The following is a 23,562-nucleotide window of genomic DNA, read 5'->3' on the forward strand; positions in this document are numbered from 1 at the left end:
ATAGCGCAGAGCCTGTCTGTTACTCCACCGTCACCGACTTGGCCAGGTTGCGCGGCTGGTCGACGTCGGTGCCCTTGAGCACGGCAACGTAGTACGACAGCAGCTGCAGCGGGATGGTGTAGAGGATCGGTGCCAGGGCGTCAGCGATGTGCGGCACCTTGATCACGTGGGTGCCCTCGCCGTTGCTCATGCCGGCGTTTTCGTCAGCGAACACCACCAGCTCGCCGCCACGGGCGCGCACTTCCTGCAGGTTGGACTTGAGCTTTTCCAGCAGCTCGTTGTTCGGCGCCACGGTGACCACCGGCATGTCGTTGTCGACCAGCGCCAAGGGGCCGTGCTTGAGCTCACCGGCCGGGTAGGCTTCGGCGTGGATATAGGAAATTTCCTTGAGCTTGAGCGCACCCTCCATGGCCACCGGGTACTGCGCGCCACGGCCAAGGAACAGGGTGTGGTGCTTGTCGGCGAACAGCTCGGCGATCTTCTCCACCACGCCGTCCATCGCCAGGGCTTCGCTCAGGCGCGCCGGCAGGCGGCGCAGTTCTTCAACCAGTTCGGCTTCAACGCCGGCCTGCAGTGTGCCACGCACCTGGCCCAGGGCCAGGGTCAGCAGCATCAGCGACACCAGTTGGGTGGTGAAGGCCTTGGTGGAGGCGACGCCGATTTCCGGGCCGGCCAGGGTCAGCAGGGTCAGGTCGGATTCACGCACCAGCGAGCTGATGCCCTTGTTGCAGATCGCCAGGCTACCGAGGAAGCCCAGTTCCTTGGCATTGCGCAGGGCGGCCAGGGTATCGGCGGTTTCACCGGACTGCGAGATGGAGACGAACAGGGTGTCCTGCTGCACCACCACCTTGCGATAGCGGAACTCGCTGGCCACTTCCACCTGGCAAGGAATGCCGGCCAGCTCTTCGAGCCAGTAACGGGCGACCATGCCGGCGTGGTAGCTGGTACCGCAGGCGACGATCTGCACGTTGCGCACCTTGGCGAACAACTCGGCGGCCTGGGGGCCGAAAGCCTGGACCATCACGTGGTCCTTGGCCAGACGGCCTTCGAGGGTGCGCTGCACCACGGTCGGTTGCTCGTGGATCTCCTTGAGCATGAAGTGGCGATAGTTGCCCTTCTCTGCCGCTTCGGCGCCTTCGTGGTACTGCACCGTCTCGCGCTGAACCGGCTGGCCGGCCTGGTCCCAGATCTGGACCTGGTCACGGCGGATCTCGGCGATGTCACCCTCTTCGAGGTACATGAAGCGGTCGGTGACCTGGCGCAGGGCCAACTGGTCGGACGCCAGGAAGTTCTCGCCATGGCCCAGGCCGATCACCAGCGGGCTGCCGCTGCGGGCAGCGACCAGGCGGTCCGGCTGGCTGGCGCTGATCACCGCCAGGCCATAGGCGCCATGCAGGCGCTTGACCGCAGCCTTGAGGGCCTCGGTCAGGTCTGGAATGGTCTTGAGCAGGTGGTGGATCAGGTGAACGATCACCTCGGTGTCGGTTTGCGAGGTGAACAGGTAACCCAGCTGCTTGAGCTCTTCGCGCAGGGCTTCGTGGTTTTCGATGATGCCGTTGTGCACCACGGCCACGTCATGGCCAGAGAAGTGCGGGTGGGCGTTGCCCTCGGTCGGCGCACCGTGGGTGGCCCAACGGGTGTGGGCGATACCCAGCTGCCCGGCCAGCGGTTCGGCGCTGACGGCGGCTTGCAGCTCGCTGACCTTGCCGATACGGCGACGGCGCTCAAGGCCGCCCTGCTGGCTGTAGACGGCCAGGCCGGCACTGTCGTAGCCACGGTATTCAAGGCGCTTGAGGCCTTCGATGAGGATTGCTGTGATATTGCGCTCGGCAACGGCACCAACGATTCCACACATAAGTTGTTGCTCCTAGCTGATAGCGGCGCAGATCAGATTGATGCCGCGGGCTTGAATGCGGTCGCGTGCCTCGGCGGGCAGGCGATCATCGGTAATAAGGGTGTTGACGCTGCTCCAGGGCAGCTCCAGGTTGGGGATCTTGCGGCCGACCTTGTCCGACTCGACCATCACGATCACCTCGCGGGCCACCTCGGCCATGACCCGGCTCAGGCCCAGCAATTCGTTGAAGGTGGTGGTGCCACGTTCCAGGTCGATGCCGTCGGCGCCGATGAACAGCTGGTCGAAATCGTATGAGCGTAGAACCTGCTCGGCCACCTGGCCCTGGAACGACTCAGAATGCGGGTCCCAGGTGCCGCCGGTCATCAGCAGCACAGGCTCGTGTTCCTGCTCGCTGATGGCGCGGGCCACATTGAGCGAGTTGGTCATCACCACCAGGCCAGGCTGGCGCCCAAGCTGGGGAATCATCGCCGCGGTGGTGCTGCCGCTGTCGATGATGATCCGCGCGTGCTCACGGATGCGTTCGACTGCGGCCCGGGCGATGGCCTGCTTGTACTGCGACACCGGCTGTACCGTATCCGCCAGCAGCTCCTGGGGCATGGGCACGGCACCACCGTAACGGCGCAACAGCAGGCCGTTGGCTTCCAGGGCGGCGAGGTCCTTGCGGATGGTCACTTCCGAGGTTTCGAAACGTTTGGCCAGGGCGTCGACGCTCACCTCGCCCTGCTCGGAGAGCAAAGCCAGGATGTTGTGGCGACGCTGGGGGGTGTTTCGTTTCGACATGGCTGTTTTAAGTTTCGATTCGAAAGTTAAGTGGCGCAATCAAAACCTAAAATCGATGTTTAGTCAAGACACGGGCACACATCGTGAGAGCTGCCTTGCTTCGCGAATGGCCATCGACGTTATCGCGGGGCAAGCCCGCTCCCACAATGATCGAGCAAGCATCGACAAAAAAGCCGGCTTATTCACATAAGCCGGCTTTCGATCGAAACCGCTGTGGATAACTCAGCTCTTCTTGATCTTCTCCGGCCGTTTCCAGCCTTCGATGTTGCGCTGGCGCGCACGCGCCACGCCCAACTGCCCGGCCTCTACCGTCTGGGTGATGGTCGAGCCTGCGGCAGTGGTGGCACCGGCCTGGATTTCCACAGGCGCCACCAGTGAGTTGTTGGAGCCGATGAACACGTCCTCGCCCATTACAGTGCGGAACTTGTTGGCGCCGTCGTAGTTGCAGGTGATGGTGCCCGCACCGATGTTGGTACGCGCGCCGACCTCGGCATCGCCCAGGTATGTCAGGTGGCCAGCCTTGGCACCTTCGCCCAGGTGCGCGTTCTTCAGCTCGACGAAGTTACCCACATGGGCCTTGGCCTCCAGCACGCTGCCCGGGCGCAGGCGAGCGAACGGGCCGGCATCGCTGCCTTCGCCCATCACGGCACCGTCAAGATGGCTGTTGGCCTTGATCACCACGCCCTTGCGCAGGGTGCTGTCCTTGATCACGCAATTTGGGCCGATCTGCACGTTGTCCTCGATGACCACCTTGCCCTCGAGGATGACGTTGATATCGATCAGCACATCACGCCCGACGCTGACCTCGCCACGCACATCGAAACGCGCCGGGTCGCGCAGGGTGACGCCCTGGGCCATCAGGCGATGGCCAGCGCGCAATTGATAGTGACGCTCAAGCTCCGACAGCTGGCGGCGGTCGTTGGCACCCTGCACTTCCATCGGGTCGTGGGGCTGCTCGGTAGCTACCACTAGGCCATCGGCCACTGCCATGGCGATCACGTCGGTGAGGTAGTACTCGCCCTGGGCGTTGTTGTTGGACAGGCGGCCCATCCAGTCGGCCAGGCGTGCCGCCGGCATGGCGAGAATGCCGGTGTTGCCCTCTTTGATCGCCTTCTGCGCTTCGCTGGCATCCTTGTGCTCGACGATTGCGCTGACCGCGCCTTGCTCGTCACGCACTATGCGGCCATAGCCGGTCGGGTCGGCGAGGTTGACCGTCAGCAGGCCCAGCTGGCTGGCGCTGACCTTGGCCAGCAGGCGCTGCAGGGTTTCCACCTCGATCAGCGGCACATCGCCATACAGCACCAGCACGGTATCGGCGGTGACTGCCGGCAGGGCCTGGGCGACAGCGTGGCCAGTGCCCAGCTGCTTGTCCTGCATGACGAAGTTCAGGTCGTCTGCGGCCAGGCGTTCACGCACAAGCTCCGCACCATGGCCAATGACCACGTGGATGCCCGTGGGCTGCAGTTGGCGTGCGCTGTGGATAACATGGCCAAGCATGGAGTTGCCGGCTACCGGATGCAGCACCTTGGGCAGTGCCGAGCGCATACGGGTGCCTTGGCCTGCGGCGAGAATGACGATATCGAGGGACATTGACTGGCTACCAATCCTGGGCGGTCAGGGAAATGACCGGGGACTAAATTCTTGAAAAAGAAAAAGGGTAGCCGAGGCTACCCTTTTACTCAATCGCAGCGGAAGTGACCGGCAAAAGCCAGGTTACTTGCCTTTGCGCATTTGCTGGACAGTACGCAGCTGAGCTGCAGCCTCGGCCAGACGTGCGGCAGCAGCGCCGTAGTCGAAGTCCGAGCCTTTAGTGTTCAGCGCGTTCTCAGCAGCCTTGAGGGCTTCCTGAGCCTGAGCTTCGTCCAGGTCGGCAGCGCGCTGCACGGTGTCGGCAAGAACCTTGACCATGTTCGGCTGCACTTCGAGGAAGCCACCGGAGATGTAGAACACCTCTTGAGTGCCACCCTGCTTGGTCAGCGTGATCGGACCAGGCTTGAGATTGGTGATCAGCGGCGCGTGGCCCGGAGCGATACCAAGATCACCCAGGTTACCGTGCGCAACTACCATCTCGACCAGGCCGGAGAAGATCTCTCCTTCCGCGCTGACGATGTCGCAATGGACTGTCATAGCCATCTGCTTGCCTCAACCTGATAGCGCCCCTTGCGGGGCGCATGAATTACAGTTTCTTGGCTTTCTCGATCGCTTCGTCGATGCTGCCGACCATGTAGAACGCTTGTTCTGGCAGGTGGTCGTAGTCACCTTTGAGGATGCCGCTGAAGCCAGCGATGGTGTCCTTGAGCGAAACGTACTTACCTGGCGAGCCGGTGAAGACTTCGGCCACGAAGAACGGCTGCGACAGGAAGCGCTGGATCTTACGAGCGCGGGCTACCAGTTGCTTGTCGGTCTCGGACAGTTCGTCCATACCCAGGATCGCGATGATGTCTTTCAGCTCTTTGTAGCGCTGCAGAACATACTGAACGCCACGAGCGGTGTCGTAGTGCTCGTTGCCGATCACGTTCGGGTCCAGCTGGCGCGAAGTCGAGTCCAGTGGGTCGACCGCTGGGTAGATACCCAGGGAGGCGATGTCACGGGACAGAACGACGGTGGCGTCCAAGTGGGCGAAGGTGGTCGCTGGGGACGGGTCGGTCAAGTCGTCCGCAGGTACGTATACGGCCTGTACGGAGGTGATCGAACCTTCTTTGGTCGAAGTGATGCGCTCTTGCAGCACGCCCATCTCTTCGGCCAGGGTCGGCTGGTAACCTACTGCCGAAGGCATACGGCCCAGCAGTGCGGATACTTCGGTACCGGCCAGGGTGTAACGATAGATGTTGTCGACGAACAGCAGAACGTCGTTACCTTCGTCACGGAACTTCTCAGCCATGGTCAGGCCGGTCAGCGCTACGCGCAGACGGTTTCCTGGTGGCTCGTTCATCTGACCGTAGACCAAGGCTACTTTGTCGAGAACGTTGGAGTCCTTCATCTCGTGGTAGAAGTCGTTACCCTCACGAGTACGCTCACCCACACCAGCGAACACGGAGTAACCGCTGTGTTCCATGGCGATGTTACGGATCAGTTCCATCATGTTTACGGTCTTGCCGACACCGGCACCACCGAACAGACCAACCTTACCACCCTTGGCAAACGGGCAAACCAGGTCGATAACCTTGATGCCGGTTTCCAGCAGGTCGTTGCCGCCTGCCTGGTCAGCGAACGAAGGCGCTGGCTGGTGGATACCGCGACGCTCTTCTTCGCCGATCGGGCCGGCTTCGTCGATTGGGTTGCCCAGAACGTCCATGATACGGCCCAGAGTGGCCTTACCAACCGGAACGGAAATGGCAGCGCCGGTGTCGACGACATCCAGACCGCGCTTCAGGCCTTCGGTCGAGCCCATCGCAATGGTACGAACCACGCCGTCGCCCAGCTGCTGCTGAACTTCCAGGGTGGTTTCCGCGCCTTGTACTTTCAGCGCGTTGTAAACACTCGGCACGACGTCACGTGGGAATTCCACGTCGATGACGGCGCCGATGATTTGAACGATACGTCCGCTACTCATAGCTGGATCCTCTGAATTTTTGAACCGTTAAACCGCGGCAGCGCCGCCGACGATTTCCGAGATCTCCTGGGTGATCGCAGCCTGACGCGCCTTGTTGTAGATCAACTGCAGCTCTTTGATCAAATCACCGGCGTTGTCTGTGGCGTTCTTCATGGCGATCATCCGGGCCGCTTGTTCAGCAGCGTTGTTCTCGACCACCGCCTGGTAGACCTGCGACTCCACGTAACGCACCATCAAGCCGTCCAGCAGCTCTTTTGCGTCGGGTTCGTACAGGTAGTCCCAGTGATGCTTGAGTTCCTGATCCGGGGTTGCCACCAACGGTACCAATTGCTCGACCGTCGGTTTTTGGGTCATGGTGTTGATGAACTTGTTCGAAACCACCGAAAGGCGATCGATACGGCCGTCCAGGTAGGCGTCCAGCATCACTTTGACGGAGCCGATCAAATCGTTGATCGATGGCTCTTCGCCCAGATGGCTGATCGCGGCTACGACGTTGCCGCCAAAGATGCGGAAGAAAGTCGCACCCTTGCTGCCGATCACGCACAGGTCGATTTCCACGCCCTGTTCGCGGTTTGCGCTCATGTCCTTGACCAGGGCCTTGAACAGGTTGGTGTTCAAGCCACCGCACAGACCACGGTCACTGCTCACCACGATATAACCGGCGCGCTTTACAGGGCGCTCGATCATGAACGGGTGGCGGTATTCCGGGTTGGCGTTGGCCAGATGACCGATCACCTGGCGGATACGCTCCGCGTAAGGACGGCTAGCAGCCATGCGCATTTGTGCCTTGCGCATCTTGCTGACCGCCACTTTCTCCATGGCGCTGGTAATTTTTTGCGTGCTTTTGATGCTCGCAATCTTACTGCGAATCTCTTTTGCGCCTGCCATGTATCACCTATCAGGTTAGCAAGCGGGGGCCGGAGCCCCCGCTGCGGCTTACCAGGTCTGGGTGGCCTTGAACTTCTCGATACCGGCTTTCATGCCAGCGTCGATTTCGTCGTTGAAGTCACCCTTCACGTTGATCTTGGCCATCAGTTCGGCGTGATCACGGTTGAAGAAGGCGATCAGCGCTTGCTCGAAGCTGCCGACCTTGGAGACTTCTACGTCAGTCAGGAAACCACGCTCAGCGGCGTACAGCGACAGGGCCATGTCGGCGATCGACATTGGCGCGTACTGCTTCTGCTTCATCAGCTCGGTTACGCGCTGACCATGCTCCAGCTGCTTGCGGGTCGCTTCGTCCAGATCGGAAGCGAACTGGGCGAATGCAGCCAGTTCACGGTACTGAGCCAGAGCGGTACGGATACCACCGGACAGCTTCTTGATGATCTTGGTCTGAGCGGCACCACCTACGCGGGATACCGAAACACCGGCGTTCACTGCAGGGCGGATGCCCGAGTTGAACATGGCCGATTCCAGGAAGATCTGACCGTCGGTGATCGAGATCACGTTGGTCGGAACGAACGCGGAAACGTCACCAGCCTGGGTTTCGATGATCGGCAGAGCGGTCAGGGAACCGGTTTTGCCGGTGACTGCGCCGTTGGTGAACTTCTCGACGTACTCTTCCGAAACGCGCGATGCACGCTCCAGCAGACGGGAGTGGAGATAGAACACGTCGCCTGGGTACGCTTCACGTCCTGGTGGACGGCGCAGCAGCAGGGAGATCTGACGGTAGGCAACGGCCTGCTTGGACAGGTCATCGTAGACGATCAGGGCATCTTCACCGCGGTCACGGAAGAACTCGCCCATGGTGCAGCCGGCGTATGGCGCCAGGAACTGCAGTGCGGCGGATTCCGAAGCACTGGCAACGACCACGATGGTGTTGGCCAGGGCGCCGGCTTCTTCCAGCTTGCGAACGATGTTGGCAACGGTGGAACGCTTTTGGCCGACTGCAACATAAACGCAGAAAATACCGGAGTCTTTCTGGTTGATGATGGCGTCGATGGCCATGGCGGTCTTGCCGATCTGACGGTCACCGATGATCAGCTCGCGCTGGCCACGGCCGACAGGGATCATGGCGTCGACGGACTTGTAGCCAGTCTGTACAGGCTGGTCTACCGACTTACGCCAGATCACGCCTGGGGCCACTTTCTCGACTGCGTCGGTCTGGGTGTTGCCCAGAGGACCTTTACCGTCGATCGGGTTGCCCAGTGCGTCAACGACGCGACCCAGCAGTTCCTTACCAACCGGAACTTCCAGGATGCGGCCGGTGCACTTGGCGCTCATGCCTTCGGCGAGGGTGTCATAGGCACCCAGGATCACTGCACCTACGGAGTCTTGCTCCAGGTTCAGGGCCATGCCGAAAACGCTGCCAGGGAACTCGATCATTTCGCCGTACATGACGTCGGCCAGACCGTGGATCCGCACGATACCGTCGGAAACCGAAACAACGGTACCTTCGTTACGGGCTTGGGAGCCGACATCGAGTTTCTCGATGCGACCCTTGATGATTTCACTAATTTCGGAAGGATTGAGTTGCTGCATTGCTCTGCTGCCCCTTCAAACTCAAGATTTCAATGCTTCGGCCAGTTTCGCGATTTTGCCGCGAACCGAGCCATCGATTACCAGGTCGCCGGCGCGGATAACGACGCCGCCGATCAGGCTGGCATCCTCCGTCGCGTGCAGGCGCACTTCCCGGCTGAGCCGTGCACTGAGAACCTTGGCGAGTTTGTCTTGCTGTTCTTGGTTCAACGCAAAAGCACTGGTGACTTCCACGTCCACGGATTTCTCTTGCTCGGCCTTGTACAGGTCGAACAGAGCGGCAATCTCCGGCAACAGCAGGAGACGGTCGTTTTCCGCGGCAACATGAATGAAATTCTGTGCCTGAGTGTCGAACTTGTCACCGCATACTTCGATGAATGCGGCGGCCTTGTTTGCGCTAGTCAGTTGCGGGGCCTTGAGCAGGCGCTGCATGGTGTCGTCTTGCGACACCGCAGCAGCCAGGCCGAGCATGGCTGACCAATTGGCCAGTTGCTGATGGGCCTGGGCGTGCTCGAAGGCAGCCTTAGCGTAAGGTCGGGCCAACGTGGTCAGTTCTGCCATGATCGCCCTCGCTTAAATTTCAGCGGCCAGTTTGTTAACCAGCTCCGCATGCGCGTTTTGATCGATTGTGGCGCCAAGGATCTTTTCAGCACCGCCAACAGCCAGGGCACCCACTTGGGCACGCAGGGCGTCTTTGACGCTGTTAATTTCCTGTTCGATCTCGGCTAGAGCCTGGGCCTTCACACGGTCAGCTTCGACGCGAGCCTGTTCACGGGCTTCCTCGACAAGCTGAGCAGCGCGTTTCTTGCTTTGCTCAATGATTTCAGCTGCCTGTGCCTTCGCTTCACGCAGTTGCTGACCCGCTTTCTCTTGGGCCAGCTCCAGGTCGCGAGCTGCGCGGTTGGCAGCGTCCAAGCCGTCGGCAATCTTCTTTTGACGCTCTTGCAGAGCAGTGATGACCGGAGGCCATACATACTTCATGCAGAAGAGTACAAAAATCAGGAAAGCAACGGATTGGCCAATCAGGGTTGCATTAATGTTCACGCCAACACCTCGCTCGGTCTTTGTTCATCACAGCAATCAACTCGTAAAAAACGAGTGATTAGCCGGCGATCTGACCAACGAAGGGGTTTGCGAAGGTGAAGAACAGAGCGATACCAACACCGATCATGGTTACGGCGTCGAGCAGACCGGCAACGATGAACATTTTGACCTGCAGCATTGGAACCATTTCTGGCTGGCGAGCAGCGCCTTCCAGGAATTTGCCGCCCAGCAGGCCGAAACCAATGGCGGTACCCAGAGCACCCAGGCCGATCAGCAGAGCAACAGCGATAGCGGTCAGACCAACTACAGTTTCCATCTTTCCTCCCGACTTTTACGTCGTATTGGTTAGGTTTTTAGTTTGAAGCGGTAAAACAAATCGTTTGGTACAGCATGCCCTTGCGGACTTTTTAAGCCCTCCCCCAATGCCTGCGGGGAAGGCTATCAGACACGCCAGGCGGTCTTAATGGTTATCTTCGTGCGCCATCGACAGGTAGACGATGGTCAGCATCATGAAGATGAAGGCTTGCAGGGTGATGATCAGGATGTGGAACACCGCCCACGCCCATTGCAGCACCACGCCCAGGCCGGCCAGCCACAGCAGGCCGGAACCGAACATCACCGCGATCAGGATGAACACCAGTTCGCCGGCATACATGTTGCCGAACAGACGCAGTGCCAGCGAGATCGGCTTGGCGATCAGGGTGACGAATTCAAGCAGGAAGTTCACCGGGATCAGCAGGATCTGAACGGGGATGCTCTTGCTGCTGAACGGGTGCAGGGTCAGTTCGCCGATGAAGCCGCCGATGCCCTTGATCTTGATGCTGTAGAAGATGATCAGCGCGAACACGCTGAAGGCCATGCCCAGGGTCGCGTTCGGGTCGGTTGTCGGCACTGCGCGGAAGACGATGTGCGGATCACCGGAGATCAAGGCAGCAGCCTTCGGAATCCAGTCGACCGGTACCAGGTCGATGGCGTTCATCATGAACACCCAGACGAAGATGGTCAGCGCCAGCGGGGCGATCACCGCGCTGCGGCCGTGGAAGGAGTCCTTCACGCTGCCGTGGACGAAGTCCACCAGCACTTCAACGAAGTTCTGCAGGGCGCCAGGCTGGCCGGAAGTCGCCTTCTTGGCTGCCATGCGGAAGATGATCAGGAAGATCAGACCCATCGCAACGGACCAGCCCAGGGTGTCCAGGTGGAACGCCCAGAAGCCCATTGCCTTGGCTTCTGCAGCCGAATGGGCCAAGCCCCAGCTGCCGTCTGGTAGTTGACCGTAGGTCAGGTTCTGCAAGTGGTGCTGGATATAACCCGAAGCGGTTTCTTCTGCCATGGTTGCCTCAAACGCCCTAAGGTCTCGAAAGTCTTTTATTCATCAGCAGGGGCGCGAACCAGCTGACCATAAGGGTCAGCACGAAGACGCCGAATACTGCCAGCGGCGCCAGTGGCTTCACTCCTGCGAAGGTCAGTGCGAACAGCACTGCCGTCAAAATCATCTTGCCTGCCTCGCCAGCGTAAAACGACTTGACGATGGCCTGCGCCGCTCGGGCTCCGCTGAAGCGAAAAGCCTTCCAGGCGAAATACATATTGGGAAGCCAGGCAATCAGTCCCCCGCAGAGGCCTGAATATCCACTGACTCCCCCTTTCCACTGCCACAACACCAATGTTGCCAGCAGCAGTACAACAAATTGAGCCAGCAGTACCGGAAAAACCGCCCAGCGATGGAAAGGCAGGCGGTTTGGCGTGCGGATTTCCATCACAACTGCTCCTCGGAAGTCGACTACCTGGTCAGCAATGACTTGGCATAATTTGTGCCGACAAAATGCGCGCAGAGTATAGGGGCGGATTAACCCCTATTCAACTATTGGGTAGTGATTTCCGACTGCACGCTACAACGGGAATTGTTTCAGCGGATGTGAGCAAGCACACCTTGCAACTCGTCAAGCGAGTTGTAACGGATGACCAACTGGCCTTTGCCCTTGTTGCCATGGCGGATTTGCACCGCCGAGCCCAGGCGCTCTGCCAGACGCTGTTCGAGGCGGGCGATATCCGGATCAGGTTTGCTCGGTTCGACCGGATCAGGTTTGCCGTTGAGCCACTGGCGCACCAGTGCCTCGGTTTGGCGCACGGTAAGGCCACGTGCGACAACATGACGCGCCCCTTCTTCCTGACGTTCTTCGTCCAGGCCGAGCAAGGCACGGGCATGGCCCATCTCCAGGTCGCCATGGGCGAGCATGGTCTTGATTGCCTCGGGCAGCGAGATCAGGCGCAGCAAGTTGGCCACGGTCACCCGCGACTTGCCCACGGCATCGGCCACCTGCTGCTGGGTGAGTTCGAACTCGTGCTGCAGGCGTTGCAGGGCAATCGCCTCCTCGAGCGGGTTGAGGTCTTCACGCTGGATGTTCTCGATCAGCGCCATGGCGATGGCGGCTTCGTCGGGCACCTCGCGGACCATGGCCGGGATGCTGTCCAGGCCGGCCTGTTGCGTGGCGCGCCAGCGGCGCTCACCGGCGATGATCTCGTAACGGTTGTCGCCGATCGGGCGGACCACGATCGGTTGCATGACGCCGTGGTTGCGGATCGAGTGCGCCAGTTCTTCCAGCGCCTCGGGATCCATGTCACGGCGAGGCTGATACTTGCCGCGCTGGATCAGCTCGACCGGCAGATGTTGCAGTTCTTTCTGGTCGATCTTGACAGCCTGCTCTTCGAGCGCGCTGACGGAAGGACCACTGAGCAGTGCATCCAACCCACGTCCGAGACCTCGTTTCTTGATGGCCATGCGGATTCCTTAAGTTGTTTGTGCAGTGCGTGATGGACGGCGCTGACGGCGAACCAGTTCCCCGGCAAGCGCAAGATAGGCGAGCGCGCCACGGGATTGCTTGTCGTAGGCCAAAGCCGGCATGCCGAAGCTCGGCGCCTCGGCCAGGCGGATGTTGCGAGGGATCACCGTGTCGTAAAGCTGGTCGCCGAAGTGTTCCTTGAGCTGCGCCGAAACATCGTTGTTCAGGCTCAGGCGCGGGTCGTACATGGTCCGCAACAGGCCTTCGATCTTCAGCGCCGGGTTCAACCGTGCGGCGATGCGCTTGATGTTATCCACAAGGTCGCTGAGACCTTCCAGTGCGTAGTACTCGCACTGCATGGGGATGATCACGCCATCGGAGGCGACCAGGGCGTTGAGGGTCAGCATCGACAGCGACGGCGGGCAGTCGATGAGGATGTAGTCGTAGCTCTCGCGGATCGGCGCCAGGGCGTTGCGCAGGCGGCTTTCCTTCATCTGCATTTCCAGCAGTACCACCTCGGCGGCGGTAAGGTCGCGGTTGGCCGGCAGCAGCTGGTAACCACCGTGCTCGGAGTAGTGCATGGCCTGGGTCAGGTCGCACTCCCCGATCAGCAGGTCGTACACCGAGTGTTCGAGCTCGTGTTTATCCACACCGCTGCCCATGGTGGCGTTGCCCTGCGGATCGAGGTCGATCAGCAGCACACGGCGCTTGGTCGCGGCCAGCGATGCGGCGAGATTGATACAGGTGGTGGTTTTGCCCACACCACCTTTCTGGTTCGCGATTGCGAATACCTTAGCCATTGTTGCGTGTGTTCCCAGTCATGCCTTGCGGCGCAGTATCAGCAGATGGCGCTGGCCCTGGCAACCTGGAACGGTCAGGGCCTGCTCGCTTTCCACTGTGAAGTCTGCGGGCAATGCTACCAGTTCATCGGCAGGATGCAGCCCTTTCATTGCAAGCCATTGCGTGCGGGCGTCACCCAGGTGGCGGGTCCAGTTGGTGAAATTTTCCATGCTGCTGAAAGCGCGCGAGACGATCCCGCAGAACGGCTGCTCGGGCTGAACCTCTTCGACCCGGCTGTGGATAACCGTGAGGTTGTCCAGCTTCAGCTCCATTTTCACCTGGGTCAGGAAGCGGGTCTTCTTGCCATTGCTGTCGAGCACCGTCACTTGCTTGTGCGGATGCAGGATAGCCAACGGGATGCCGGGCATGCCGCCACCGCTGCCGACATCCAGCCAACGCTGGGTGTCATTGTGGATAAACGGCATGACGCTGAGGCTGTCGAGCAGGTGGCGCGACACCATCTCGTCCGGGTTACGCACAGCGGTGAGGTTGTAGGCCTTGTTCCATTTGATCAACAGGGCCAGGTAGCCCAGCAGCAGTTCGTGCTGCTGCGCGCTCAGCTCGACGCCGAGCTGACGCGCACCTGTGGACAACTCTTCGGCGTGTTGCGGGGTGACCAGGGAACTCAAGCGCTTTGCTCCAATTCGCGGCCTGCGCCGCGTTTTTTCAAGTGAATCAGCAACAGGGAAATCGCCGCAGGCGTGACACCCGGGATACGTGAAGCCTGGCCAAGGGTCTCTGGACGGGTTTCGCCGAGCTTGCCCTGGATCTCCTTGGACAGGCCGGAAATCGAGGTGTAGTCGATATCCACAGGCAGGCGGGTGTCTTCGCTGGCTCGCAGCCGGGCGATCTCGTCCTGCTGACGGTCGATGTAGCCGGCGTACTTGGTCTTGATCTCGACCTGCTCGGCGACCTGTGGATCGATCACTTCGCCGCCGGTGGCTTCGATCAGGCCAGCGTAGTCGACTTCCGGGCGAGCCAGCAGGTTGAGCAGGCTGTACTCGTGGTTCAGTGGGGTCGCGAACTTATCCACAATGGCCTGGCCTTGTGGCGTACCCGGGCGTACCCAGGTGCTTTTCAGGCGCTGCTCTTCACGCTCGATGCCTTCGCGCTTGGCGCTGAAGGCGGCCCAGCGCTCGTCGTCGATCAAACCCAGCTCGCGGCCTTTTTCGGTCAGGCGCAGGTCGGCGTTGTCTTCGCGCAGGATCAGCCGGTATTCGGCGCGCGAAGTGAACATGCGGTAGGGCTCTTGCGTACCCAGGGTGATCAGGTCGTCGACCAGCACACCGATGTAGGCCTCGTCACGGCGCGGGCACCAGCTTTCGCGGCCCTGCGCGCGCAGCGCGGCGTTGGTCCCGGCCAGCAGGCCCTGGGCGCCGGCCTCTTCGTAACCGGTGGTGCCGTTGATCTGGCCCGCGAAGAACAGGCCGCCGATGACCTTGGTCTCGAGGCTGTACTTGAGGTCGCGTGGGTCGAAGTAGTCGTACTCGATGGCGTAGCCCGGGCGAACGATGTGGGCGTTTTCCATGCCGCGGATCGAGCGCACCAGCTCCAGCTGCACGTCGAACGGCAGCGAAGTCGAGATGCCGTTGGGGTACAGCTCATGGGTGGTCAGGCCTTCCGGCTCGATGAACACCTGGTGGCTTTCCTTGTCGGCGAAGCGGTGGATCTTGTCTTCGATCGACGGGCAATAGCGCGGGCCGATGCCTTCGATCACACCCGAGTACATCGGCGAACGGTCGAGGTTCGAGGCGATGATCTCGTGGGTGCGGGCATTGGTGTGGGTAATCCAGCAGCTCACCTGGCGCGGGTGCATCTGCGCATTGCCCATGAACGACATCACCGGGATCGGCGTGTCGCCGGGCTGCTCGGTCATTACCGAGAAATCCACGGAGCGGCCATCGATGCGCGGCGGTGTGCCGGTTTTCAGGCGGCCGACGCGCAGCGGCAGTTCCCGCATGCGATGGGCCAGGGCAATCGAAGGCGGGTCGCCGGCGCGCCCGCCGGAGTGATTCTGCAGGCCGATGTGGATAAGTCCACCGAGGAAAGTGCCGGTGGTCAGTACCACGCTCTCGGCGAAGAAACGCAGGCCCATCTGCGTGACCACGCCCTTCACCTGGTCCTGCTCGACGATCAGGTCATCGCAGGACTGCTGGAATATCCACAGGTTCGGCTGGTTTTCCAGAATTTCGCGCACCACCGCCTTGTAGATGGCGCGGTCGGCCTGTGCTCGGGTGGCACGTACGGCCGGGCCCTTGCGGTTGTTCAGGATGCGGAACTGGATGCCGCTCTTGTCGGTGGCCAGCGCCATGGCGCCGCCGAGCGCGTCGATCTCTTTGACCAGATGGCTTTTACCGATGCCACCGATGGCCGGGTTGCAGCTCATGTGACCGAGGGTTTCCACGTTATGGGTCAACAGCAGGGTTTTCACACCCATGCGTGCAGACGCAAGCGCAGCCTCGGTACCGGCATGGCCGCCGCCGATGACGATCACTTCAAAACGGGAAGGGAAATCCACCACGCACCTCGTGCCTGTTTTTACGAATAGAGAAGGTAAGCGGACAAGTATAGGGACTTACCCCCCTTCAAAGAAACCGTCTGAGCAAATTTTGACCAGGCTGTGGATGAGTGGCAGGCAATAGAAATCAAAGAAGAAAAATTTATAAAAGCTTTGTTTTTATGTTTATGTTTAGGGCCATGCCTAGCTGTTGATAACTGCCTGTAGGCCTTTAGATACGCGCTGTACAGCAATTCATAACCCTGGGCCTAAGTAGCCCTGTGGGGTCTGGACAAGGTTGTTTAACCTGTGGATGAAAGTAGCTGTTACCCACAGGCCGCATTTTCCTCAACAAAAAAGCGTGGTTATCAACGGAGCTGAAGGCGAGTTTTCCACAGAGCACAGGCGAGCGTTCGCCTGCCTGTTGATGAATATTTCAGGCGACGAACGGTCGTATAGCGAGGAATCAGGAGGGGGTTACTACGGTCCCCCGCAACAAGCGCCAGGCAGCGCTTGCCGGGGGAGCCAGGAAGGGATTACTTGCCGATGCAGAAGCTGGAGAAGATTCGCCCCAGCAGATCGTCCGAGCTGAATGCCCCGGTGATCTCACCCAGGGCTTGCTGAGCCTGACGCAGGTCTTCAGCCAGCAACTCACCAGCGCCGGCAAGGGTCAGCTGGGCACGGCCGTGTTCAAGATGGCTGCTGGCCTGGCGCAGTGCTTCGAGGTGGCGACGGCGCGCGCTGAAGCTGCTTTCCGCGGTCTGTTCGTAGCCCATGCAGGCCTTGAGATGATCACGCAGCAAGTCCAGGCCCATGTCGCTGTCATTGGCACTGAGGGTGATGGTTGCATGCCCGTCGTCACTCAGCTCCAGGCCAACCTGCTCGCCACTGAGGTCGGCCTTGTTGCGGATCAGCGTGACCTTGGACGGATCCGGGCGCTGATCGAGGAATTCTGGCCACAGGGCAAAAGGATCACTGGCTTCAGGCGCCGTGGAGTCGACCACCAACAGCACCCGATCGGCCTCGTTGATGGCCTTCAACGCCCTCTGCACCCCGATCTTTTCCACATGGTCATCGGTATCGCGCAGGCCTGCGGTGTCGACCACGTGCAGCGGCATGCCGTCGATGTGGATATGTTCACGCAGGATGTCCCGGGTGGTGCCGGCGATATCGGTGACGATCGCCGCTTCACGGCCCGCCAATTGGTTGAGCAGGCTGGACTTGCCGGCGTTCGGCCGGCCAGCGATGACCACGGTCATGCCATCGCGCAGCAAGGCGCCCTGCCCGGCTTCGCGCTGCACTGTGGACAACTCGGTGCGCACATCATCGAGCATGCGCAACACATGGCCATCGGCGAGAAAGTCGATTTCCTCTTCCGGGAAGTCGATGGCGGCTTCGACATAGATACGCAAGGCAATCAACGCCTCGGTCAGCCCATGCACACGCTTGGAGAACGCCCCCTGCAGCGAGCGCAAGGCATTGCGCGCGGCCTGGGTAGAGCTCGCCTCGATCAGGTCGGCAATGGCCTCGGCCTGGGCCAGGTCGAGCTTGTCGTTGAGGAACGCACGCTCGCTGAACTCGCCCGGCCGCGCCAGGCGGCAGCCCAGTTGCAGGCAGCGCTGCAGCAGCATGTCCATCACCACGGGGCCGCCATGGCCCTGCAGCTCCAGCACATCCTCGCCGGTGAACGAATTCGGCCCGGGGAAGAACAACGCGATGCCCTCGTCCAGCACCAGGCCATCGGCATCGCGGAACGGGCCGTAGTGGGCGTGGCGCGGGGTCAGGCTGCGGCCGGTGATAGCCTGCCCGGCCTGGCTGGCCAGTGGGCCGGACAAGCGGACGATGCCGACACCGCCACGGCCCTGGGCAGTGGCGATGGCGGCGATGGTTTCACGCACAGTATTCATGCTCGAAGCCTCTACAGCGAATTCGAAAGACAGATAGCAAAAACGCCCCACGAGGGGGCGTTTTTATTCACAGGCTAGCGTAGCGGCCTGTCAAGCGGCTGCGTTTTTGGTCGCGGCCTCGATACGGCGAGTGATGTACCACTGCTGGCTGATCGACAGGCAGTTGTTCACAACCCAGTACAGCACCAGGCCAGCTGGGAACCACAGGAAGAAGAAGGTGAAGATGATCGGCATCATTTTCATCACCTTGGCCTGCATCGGATCCGGCGGCGTCGGGTTCAGGCGCTGCTGGATGAACATGGTCGCGCCCATGATGATCGGCAGGATGAAGAACGGATCCTTGATCGACAGGTCGGTGATCCACAGCAGCCATGGGGCCTGGCGCATCTCGACGCTTTCCAGCAGTACCCAGTACAGGGCCAGGAACACCGGCATCTGCACCAGGATCGGCAGGCAGCCGCCCAGCGGGTTGATCTTCTCTTTCTTGTACAGCTCCATCATCGCCTGGGACATCTTCTGGCGATCGTCACCGAAGCGTTCCTTCAGTGCGGCAAGCTTTGGCGCCACGGCACGCATGCGCGCCATCGAGCGATAGCTGGCAGCCGACAGTGGGAAGAACAGGCCCTTGATGAGCATGGTCAGGACAATGATCGACCAGCCCCAGTTACCCAGCAGGCTGTGGATATGTTGCAGCAGCCAGAAAATCGGCTGGGCAATGAACCACAGGAAGCCGTAGTCGACGGTCAGTTCCAGGCCTGGGGACAACTCTTTGAGCTTGGACTGGATCTTCGGACCGGCGTACAGCATGGCGCTGGTTTCGACCTTGCCGCCAGCAGGAACGCTGAGTGCCGGGCCGGTGTAACCGATGATGTAGTTGCCCTGGCTGTCCTTGCGAGTCTGGACGGCGTTGTTATCGCCCTTGGCCGGAATCCAGGCGGTCACGAAGTAGTGCTGCAGCCAGGCTACCCAGCCGCCGGTCACATTTTCTTTCAAACTGCCCTTGTCGATGTCTTTCATCGACACTTTCTTGTACGGCTCGGCAGCTGTCCACAGGGCGGCGCCCAGGTAGGTAGCGGTGCCGGTGGCAGTGCTCGACGACGGGTCGCCGCTGGCATCGCGCTTGAGCTGGGCAAACAGGTTGCCGTTCCACGCCTGGCCGCTCTGGTTGTCGATCAGGTAGCTGACGGTCAGGTCGTACTCACCGCGCTTGAGGCTGAAGCGCTTGATGTAGTTGACGCCGTTCTCGCTGAACTTCAGGTCGACTACCAGTTGATCCTGGCCATCGGCCAGCTGGAAGCTCTTCTGCTCCGCGGCATACAGCGGGCGACCCGTGGAACGGGCATCCGGGCCGTTGGCGCCGGTCAGGCCGCTTTGCGCCAGGTAGACACGCTCGCCACCGTTGTCGAACAGCTGGAACGGGATGTCCGGATGGTCCTGGCGGCGTGGGTATTTCGGCAGGGTCAGCTGGACGATGTCACCACCGACCGGGTCGATAGCCAGGTCCAGGACGTCGGTCTTGACCCGGATCAGGTCCTTGCTCAGTGCAACCGGAGCAAGTTCCGCAGGGCTGGATTCAGCATTGGCGCTCGGCACATCGGCGCTGGCGCCGGCGGTTCCGGCCGGGACGGTATCCGGCAGGGCCGGGGCAGCAGTGCTGGCAGCAGTATTCTGAGTCGGCAGGGCAGCCTGGCCGTAGTCCTGGTTCCATTTCAGGACCATGACGTAGGACACGATTGCCAGGGCGACGATCAGGATCGTGCGTTTAATATCCATGATTACTCGGCTATCGAAGAAGTTCGGGAGGAAGGAGCTGGTGGAACGGGATCGAAACCGCCGTCGTTCCACGGATTACAACGCCCCAGGCGACGAACGGCCAGCCACCCACCACGCAAGAGGCCATGGTTTTCGATGGCTTCGTATGCGTAACAGGAACAGCTGGGATAGAAACGACAGTGACTGGCCATCAGGGGGCTGATGGCGTAACGGTAGAACTGGATCGGAACGAGGGCCAGTTTACGCATTGTGACTGTCTACCCCTGCGGGATTGGCGTTGACCGCTGGAGAGGGCCGACTGCGAGCCAGTCGCTTCCAGAGCTTGCCAAAGTGTTGGTGCAATTCTGGGTTTTCCACTTCGCCCAACCCCTTGCGCGCGACGATCACGATATCCAAACCCGCCAACAGCTGCTGGTTCAGGCGGAACGAATCGCGCATCAGGCGTTTCAGGCGATTGCGTTGAACGGCGAGCTTGACGCTCTTTTTGCCGATCACCAGGCCGAGGCGTGGGTGATCGAGGCCGTTCTCGCGGGCAAGGATAAGCAGGTTTTTCCCTGGAACCTTGCCGGTTGGGGAGTCGAAGACCGCTTTGAAGTGCCGGGGTGTAAGCAGTCGCTTTTCCCGACTGAAGTCCTGACTCACCACCTGTGCCGAAAAATCAAATGGCCAGACGCTTACGGCCTTTGGCACGACGACGCGACAGAACGGCGCGGCCGTTCTTGGTGGCCATACGGGCACGGAAACCGTGGGTGCGTGCGCGCTTGATGGTGCTTGGTTGGAAAGTACGTTTCATGGCGTGTTACCTGGGTTGGTCGACAACGGGCCGGAAGGGCCCCCTTTTTAAGAGATCGGCGATTCTAGAGAAAGCAAGCCCATAGGTCAATTTCCAACCAGTCATTCCTTAATGAAGGGTGCCCAGTGGTCAGCGCTCAGGCCTGGTTGAAAGACGGGCTGCATACCAACGCTCAGAATGAAAAAAATAAGAAAGGCATATAAAAAGCTTTTCTGAAGAACTTATAGATCTTAAGTGGATAACCTTCTGTGGATAACACGTCACAGCCCACTATTTGCAGGCTGTACAGAGATTTGAAACCTTGTCGGTAACAGGTGTCTTCTCTGTGCCGGGCCTGCGTACAACCTGTGCAGCAAAAGGCCATTTATCCACAGGCGAATTATCCACAGGCTAGGGCCCGGGGTTGTGCATAGCCCTCATGTAGCGTTATCCACAGGGCTTATTCACATCTCAAGGTGATGATTTGGTCGGATTTTGGCTTATTTACCGGGCCTGCATGCGGCCTCATATGTGGATAACTGACCGCCCGCCCGGTACAATGGCGGTTTGTTTTGCCTCATCCGGCTTTCAACTCAGGGGATATCCGTGTCAGTGGAACTTTGGCAGCAGTGCGTGGAGCTTCTGCGCGATGAACTGCCTGCCCAGCAATTCAACACCTGGATCCGTCCGCTACAGGTCGAAGCCGAAGGCGACGAGTTGCGCGTCTACGCGCCCAACCGCTTCGTGCTCGATTGGGTCAATGAAAAGTACCTGGGTCGTCTGCTCGAGCTGTTGGGCGAACACGGCAACGGCATTGCGCCGGCGCTTTCCTTATTAATAGGTAGCCGTCGTAGTTCTGCTGCGCGCGCTGCCCCGAATGCGCCGGTGAGCGCCGCCGTCGCCGCAACCTTGGCGCAGCAGGCTCAGGTTCAGCCTGCCGCACCGATCGTGCTGCCGAGCGAGCCGGCCATGGCGCCGGTGGCCGAGCCGGTTACCAGCGGCATCGAAGAGTCCGCTTCGCGCAACAGCTTCGACAGCATGGCTGAGCCCAGCTCCACGCCCGCTGCTACGGGCCGTACCGAGCAACGTACGGTGCAGGTCGAAGGCGCGCTCAAGCACACCAGCTACCTGAACCGCACCTTCACCTTCGAAACCTTCGTAGAGGGTAAGTCGAACCAGTTGGCCCGCGCGGCTGCCTGGCAGGTCGCGGACAACCCCAAGCACGGCTACAACCCGCTGTTCCTCTATGGCGGTGTCGGCCTGGGTAAAACGCACTTGATGCATGCTGTGGGTAACCACCTGCTGAAGAAGAACCCGAATGCCAAGGTCGTCTACCTGCATTCCGAGCGCTTCGTCGCCGACATGGTCAAGGCCCTGCAGCTGAACGCGATCAACGAATTCAAACGCTTCTACCGCTCGGTCGATGCGCTGCTGATCGACGACATCCAGTTCTTCGCCCGCAAGGAGCGTTCGCAGGAAGAGTTTTTCCACACCTTCAACGCCCTGCTCGAGGGCGGTCAGCAGGTGATTCTCACCAGCGACCGCTACCCGAAAGAGATCGAAGGCCTGGAAGAGCGCCTGAAGTCGCGCTTTGGTTGGGGCCTGACGGTGGCTGTCGAGCCGCCGGAGCTGGAAACCCGCGTGGCGATCCTGATGAAGAAGGCCGACCAGGCCAAGGTCGAGCTGCCACACGATGCCGCGTTCTTCATCGCCCAACGCATCCGTTCCAACGTGCGTGAACTCGAAGGTGCCCTGAAGCGGGTGATCGCTCACTCGCACTTCATGGGCCGCGATATCACCATCGAGCTGATTCGTGAATCGCTCAAGGATCTGCTGGCGCTGCAGGACAAACTGGTGAGTGTGGATAACATCCAGCGCACCGTGGCCGAGTACTACAAGATCAAAATCTCCGATCTGCTGTCCAAGCGCCGTTCGCGCTCTGTAGCGCGTCCGCGCCAGGTGGCCATGGCCCTGTCGAAGGAGCTGACCAACCACAGCTTGCCGGAAATCGGCGACATGTTTGGCGGCCGCGACCATACCACCGTGCTGCACGCCTGCCGCAAGATCAACGAATTGAAGGAATCCGACGCGGACATCCGCGAGGACTACAAGAACCTGCTGCGCACACTGACGACTTGATGACCGTCTGCGTAGCTAATTGAAGGCAAGGGACTAGACCATGCATTTCACCATTCAACGCGAAGCCCTGTTGAAACCCCTGCAACTGGTCGCAGGCGTCGTCGAGCGCCGCCAGACCTTGCCGGTCCTGTCCAACGTCCTGCTGGTCGTACAAGGCCAGCAACTGTCGTTGACCGGTACCGACCTGGAAGTCGAACTGGTTGGCCGCGTTCAGCTGGAAGAGCCTGCCGAGCCGGGCGAGATCACTGTCCCGGCGCGCAAGCTGATGGACATCTGCAAGAGCCTGCCCAGCGATGTGCTGATCGACATCAAGGTCGACGAGCAGAAGCTGCTGGTCAAGGCCGGCCGCAGCCGCTTCACCCTGTCGACCCTGCCCGCCAATGACTTCCCGACCGTGGAAGAAGGCCCGGGTTCGCTGACCTGCAATCTGGAACAGAGCAAGCTGCGCCGCCTCATCGAGCGCACCAGCTTCGCCATGGCCCAGCAAGATGTGCGCTACTACCTCAACGGCATGCTGCTGGAAGTGTCCACCGACACCCTGCGCGCGGTAGCCACCGATGGCCACCGCCTGGCCCTGTGCGCCATGCAGGCGCCGATCGGCCAGGCCGAGCGTCACCAGGTCATCGTGCCGCGCAAAGGTATCCTTGAGCTGGCGCGCCTGCTCACCGACCCGGAAGGCATGGTCAGCATCGTCCTTGGCCAGCACCATATTCGCGCGACCACCGGTGAGTTCACCTTCACCTCCAAGCTGGTCGACGGCAAGTTCCCGGACTACGAGCGCGTGTTGCCAAAAGGCGGCGACAAGCTGGTGGTCGGCGACCGTCAGGCTCTGCGTGAAGCGTTCAGCCGTACCGCGATCCTGTCGAACGAGAAGTACCGCGGTATTCGCCTGCAACTGGCGGCTGGCCAGTTGAAGATCCAGGCCAACAACCCTGAGCAGGAAGAAGCGGAAGAAGAGATCAGCGTCGACTACAACGGCAGCTCCCTGGAGATCGGTTTCAACGTCAGCTACCTGCTGGACGTGCTGGGTGTCATGACCACTGAACAGGTGCGCCTGATTCTGTCGGACTCCAACAGCAGCGCCCTGGTACAGGAAGCCGGCAATGATGACTCGTCCTACGTTGTCATGCCGATGCGTCTGTAACCC

At 60.5% G+C, this 23,562-nt stretch carries 23 protein-coding genes; 2 read left to right on the forward strand and 21 right to left on the reverse strand.

Annotated elements, in window-relative coordinates; translation table 11 throughout:
* Window positions 1-19: 19 nt before the first annotated feature.
* From glmS to rpmH, 21 genes are all read right to left on the reverse strand, one after another.
* A complete protein-coding gene (gene glmS / locus DM373_RS13475; RefSeq protein WP_110994042.1) occupies window positions 20-1,855 on the reverse strand; it encodes a glutamine--fructose-6-phosphate transaminase (isomerizing) in 1,836 nt (611 codons plus the stop codon).
* A 12-nt stretch (window positions 1,856-1,867) separates the two neighbouring features.
* Entirely contained in the window at window positions 1,868-2,635 is a 768-nt protein-coding gene (locus tag DM373_RS13480; RefSeq protein WP_110994043.1) for a DeoR/GlpR family DNA-binding transcription regulator, read from the reverse strand.
* Window positions 2,636-2,857: 222 nt separating this feature from the next.
* The gene (gene glmU / locus DM373_RS13485; protein WP_110994044.1) at window positions 2,858-4,225 is read right to left on the reverse strand and encodes a bifunctional UDP-N-acetylglucosamine diphosphorylase/glucosamine-1-phosphate N-acetyltransferase GlmU; all 1,368 of its coding nucleotides are present in this window, start codon (window positions 4,223-4,225) and stop codon (window positions 2,858-2,860) included.
* A 123-nt stretch (window positions 4,226-4,348) separates the two neighbouring features.
* Window positions 4,349-4,768 carry a F0F1 ATP synthase subunit epsilon gene (locus DM373_RS13490; protein ID WP_110994045.1) on the reverse strand — a complete coding sequence of 140 codons (420 nt, stop codon included), beginning with the start codon at window positions 4,766-4,768 and terminating at the stop codon, window positions 4,349-4,351.
* A 43-nt stretch (window positions 4,769-4,811) separates the two neighbouring features.
* Window positions 4,812-6,188 (reverse strand): F0F1 ATP synthase subunit beta, encoded by a 1,377-nt coding sequence (gene atpD / locus DM373_RS13495; protein WP_016489910.1) that lies wholly within the window; start codon window positions 6,186-6,188, stop codon window positions 4,812-4,814.
* Between the two features lie 27 nt (window positions 6,189-6,215).
* Entirely contained in the window at window positions 6,216-7,076 is an 861-nt protein-coding gene (gene atpG / locus DM373_RS13500; protein ID WP_110994046.1) for a F0F1 ATP synthase subunit gamma, read from the reverse strand.
* A gap of 48 nt (window positions 7,077-7,124) precedes the next feature.
* A complete protein-coding gene (atpA, locus tag DM373_RS13505) occupies window positions 7,125-8,669 on the reverse strand; it encodes a F0F1 ATP synthase subunit alpha (protein ID WP_110994047.1) in 1,545 nt (514 codons plus the stop codon).
* Between the two features lie 21 nt (window positions 8,670-8,690).
* Window positions 8,691-9,227, reverse strand: a complete 537-nt coding sequence (locus DM373_RS13510) for a F0F1 ATP synthase subunit delta (RefSeq protein WP_110994048.1) — start codon at window positions 9,225-9,227, stop codon at window positions 8,691-8,693.
* Between the two features lie 12 nt (window positions 9,228-9,239).
* Window positions 9,240-9,710, reverse strand: coding sequence for a F0F1 ATP synthase subunit B (locus DM373_RS13515; RefSeq protein WP_110994049.1), 471 nt, complete (start codon window positions 9,708-9,710; stop codon window positions 9,240-9,242).
* Window positions 9,711-9,768: 58 nt separating this feature from the next.
* Window positions 9,769-10,026, reverse strand: a complete 258-nt coding sequence (atpE, locus tag DM373_RS13520) for a F0F1 ATP synthase subunit C (protein ID WP_003097235.1) — start codon at window positions 10,024-10,026, stop codon at window positions 9,769-9,771.
* Between the two features lie 144 nt (window positions 10,027-10,170).
* Entirely contained in the window at window positions 10,171-11,040 is an 870-nt protein-coding gene (gene atpB / locus DM373_RS13525) for a F0F1 ATP synthase subunit A (RefSeq protein ID WP_110994050.1), read from the reverse strand.
* Window positions 11,041-11,056: 16 nt separating this feature from the next.
* Window positions 11,057-11,464: a F0F1 ATP synthase subunit I gene (locus tag DM373_RS13530; RefSeq protein ID WP_110994051.1), complete on the reverse strand. Its 408-nt coding sequence runs from the start codon at window positions 11,462-11,464 to the stop codon at window positions 11,057-11,059.
* 149 nt (window positions 11,465-11,613) lie between these two features.
* Window positions 11,614-12,486: a ParB/RepB/Spo0J family partition protein gene (locus DM373_RS13535; RefSeq protein WP_110994052.1), complete on the reverse strand. Its 873-nt coding sequence runs from the start codon at window positions 12,484-12,486 to the stop codon at window positions 11,614-11,616.
* 9 nt (window positions 12,487-12,495) lie between these two features.
* Entirely contained in the window at window positions 12,496-13,287 is a 792-nt protein-coding gene (locus DM373_RS13540; RefSeq protein WP_110994053.1) for a ParA family protein, read from the reverse strand.
* Between the two features lie 18 nt (window positions 13,288-13,305).
* On the reverse strand, window positions 13,306-13,956 hold the full coding sequence (gene rsmG / locus DM373_RS13545) for a 16S rRNA (guanine(527)-N(7))-methyltransferase RsmG (protein ID WP_110994054.1): 651 nt from the start codon (window positions 13,954-13,956) through the stop codon (window positions 13,306-13,308).
* The gene (gene mnmG / locus DM373_RS13550) at window positions 13,953-15,845 is read right to left on the reverse strand and encodes a tRNA uridine-5-carboxymethylaminomethyl(34) synthesis enzyme MnmG (RefSeq protein WP_110994055.1); all 1,893 of its coding nucleotides are present in this window, start codon (window positions 15,843-15,845) and stop codon (window positions 13,953-13,955) included. Before mnmG ends, rsmG begins: the two co-directional genes overlap by 4 nt.
* Window positions 15,846-16,360: 515 nt before the next feature.
* Window positions 16,361-17,731 (reverse strand): tRNA uridine-5-carboxymethylaminomethyl(34) synthesis GTPase MnmE, encoded by a 1,371-nt coding sequence (mnmE, locus tag DM373_RS13555; RefSeq protein WP_110994056.1) that lies wholly within the window; start codon window positions 17,729-17,731, stop codon window positions 16,361-16,363.
* 90 nt (window positions 17,732-17,821) lie between these two features.
* Complete coding sequence (gene yidC / locus DM373_RS13560) at window positions 17,822-19,504, reverse strand: membrane protein insertase YidC (protein ID WP_110994057.1); 1,683 nt, start codon at window positions 19,502-19,504, stop codon at window positions 17,822-17,824.
* A 2-nt stretch (window positions 19,505-19,506) separates the two neighbouring features.
* Window positions 19,507-19,752: a membrane protein insertion efficiency factor YidD gene (yidD, locus tag DM373_RS13565; RefSeq protein ID WP_101322785.1), complete on the reverse strand. Its 246-nt coding sequence runs from the start codon at window positions 19,750-19,752 to the stop codon at window positions 19,507-19,509.
* Window positions 19,745-20,149, reverse strand: coding sequence for a ribonuclease P protein component (gene rnpA, locus DM373_RS13570; protein ID WP_110994058.1), 405 nt, complete (start codon window positions 20,147-20,149; stop codon window positions 19,745-19,747). Before rnpA ends, yidD begins: the two co-directional genes overlap by 8 nt.
* Window positions 20,150-20,162: 13 nt before the next feature.
* Window positions 20,163-20,297 (reverse strand): 50S ribosomal protein L34, encoded by a 135-nt coding sequence (gene rpmH / locus DM373_RS13575; protein ID WP_003253163.1) that lies wholly within the window; start codon window positions 20,295-20,297, stop codon window positions 20,163-20,165.
* Between the two features lie 585 nt (window positions 20,298-20,882).
* Here rpmH and dnaA point away from each other — a divergent pair.
* Window positions 20,883-22,415 carry a chromosomal replication initiator protein DnaA gene (gene dnaA, locus DM373_RS13580; RefSeq protein WP_110994059.1) on the forward strand — a complete coding sequence of 511 codons (1,533 nt, stop codon included), beginning with the start codon at window positions 20,883-20,885 and terminating at the stop codon, window positions 22,413-22,415.
* 40 nt (window positions 22,416-22,455) lie between these two features.
* Window positions 22,456-23,559: a DNA polymerase III subunit beta gene (gene dnaN, locus DM373_RS13585; RefSeq protein WP_110994060.1), complete on the forward strand. Its 1,104-nt coding sequence runs from the start codon at window positions 22,456-22,458 to the stop codon at window positions 23,557-23,559.
* The last annotated feature ends 3 nt before the right edge of the window (window positions 23,560-23,562 follow it).

This window comes from Pseudomonas sichuanensis (assembly GCF_003231305.1).
Classification (GTDB): Bacteria; Pseudomonadota; Gammaproteobacteria; order Pseudomonadales; family Pseudomonadaceae; genus Aquipseudomonas; species Aquipseudomonas sichuanensis.

Bases quoted from the DNA above. Each gene is read 5' to 3' on its own strand.
- glmS (WP_110994042.1), bottom strand. From the start codon at position 1,855: ATGTGTGGAATCGTTGGTGCCGTTGCCGAGCGCAATATCACAGCAATC.
- DM373_RS13480 (WP_110994043.1), bottom strand. From the start codon at position 2,635: ATGTCGAAACGAAACACCCCCCAGCGTCGCCACAACATCCTGGCTTTG.
- glmU (WP_110994044.1), bottom strand. From the start codon at position 4,225: ATGTCCCTCGATATCGTCATTCTCGCCGCAGGCCAAGGCACCCGTATG.
- DM373_RS13490 (WP_110994045.1), bottom strand. From the start codon at position 4,768: ATGGCTATGACAGTCCATTGCGACATCGTCAGCGCGGAAGGAGAGATC.
- atpD (WP_016489910.1), bottom strand. From the start codon at position 6,188: ATGAGTAGCGGACGTATCGTTCAAATCATCGGCGCCGTCATCGACGTG.
- atpG (WP_110994046.1), bottom strand. From the start codon at position 7,076: ATGGCAGGCGCAAAAGAGATTCGCAGTAAGATTGCGAGCATCAAAAGC.
- atpA (WP_110994047.1), bottom strand. From the start codon at position 8,669: ATGCAGCAACTCAATCCTTCCGAAATTAGTGAAATCATCAAGGGTCGC.
- DM373_RS13510 (WP_110994048.1), bottom strand. From the start codon at position 9,227: ATGGCAGAACTGACCACGTTGGCCCGACCTTACGCTAAGGCTGCCTTC.
- atpE (WP_003097235.1), bottom strand. From the start codon at position 10,026: ATGGAAACTGTAGTTGGTCTGACCGCTATCGCTGTTGCTCTGCTGATC.
- atpB (WP_110994050.1), bottom strand. From the start codon at position 11,040: ATGGCAGAAGAAACCGCTTCGGGTTATATCCAGCACCACTTGCAGAAC.
- DM373_RS13530 (WP_110994051.1), bottom strand. From the start codon at position 11,464: ATGGAAATCCGCACGCCAAACCGCCTGCCTTTCCATCGCTGGGCGGTT.
- DM373_RS13535 (WP_110994052.1), bottom strand. From the start codon at position 12,486: ATGGCCATCAAGAAACGAGGTCTCGGACGTGGGTTGGATGCACTGCTC.
- DM373_RS13540 (WP_110994053.1), bottom strand. From the start codon at position 13,287: ATGGCTAAGGTATTCGCAATCGCGAACCAGAAAGGTGGTGTGGGCAAA.
- mnmE (WP_110994056.1), bottom strand. From the start codon at position 17,731: ATGAATACTGTGCGTGAAACCATCGCCGCCATCGCCACTGCCCAGGGC.
- yidC (WP_110994057.1), bottom strand. From the start codon at position 19,504: ATGGATATTAAACGCACGATCCTGATCGTCGCCCTGGCAATCGTGTCC.
- yidD (WP_101322785.1), bottom strand. From the start codon at position 19,752: ATGCGTAAACTGGCCCTCGTTCCGATCCAGTTCTACCGTTACGCCATC.
- rpmH (WP_003253163.1), bottom strand. From the start codon at position 20,297: ATGAAACGTACTTTCCAACCAAGCACCATCAAGCGCGCACGCACCCAC.
- dnaN (WP_110994060.1), top strand. From the start codon at position 22,456: ATGCATTTCACCATTCAACGCGAAGCCCTGTTGAAACCCCTGCAACTG.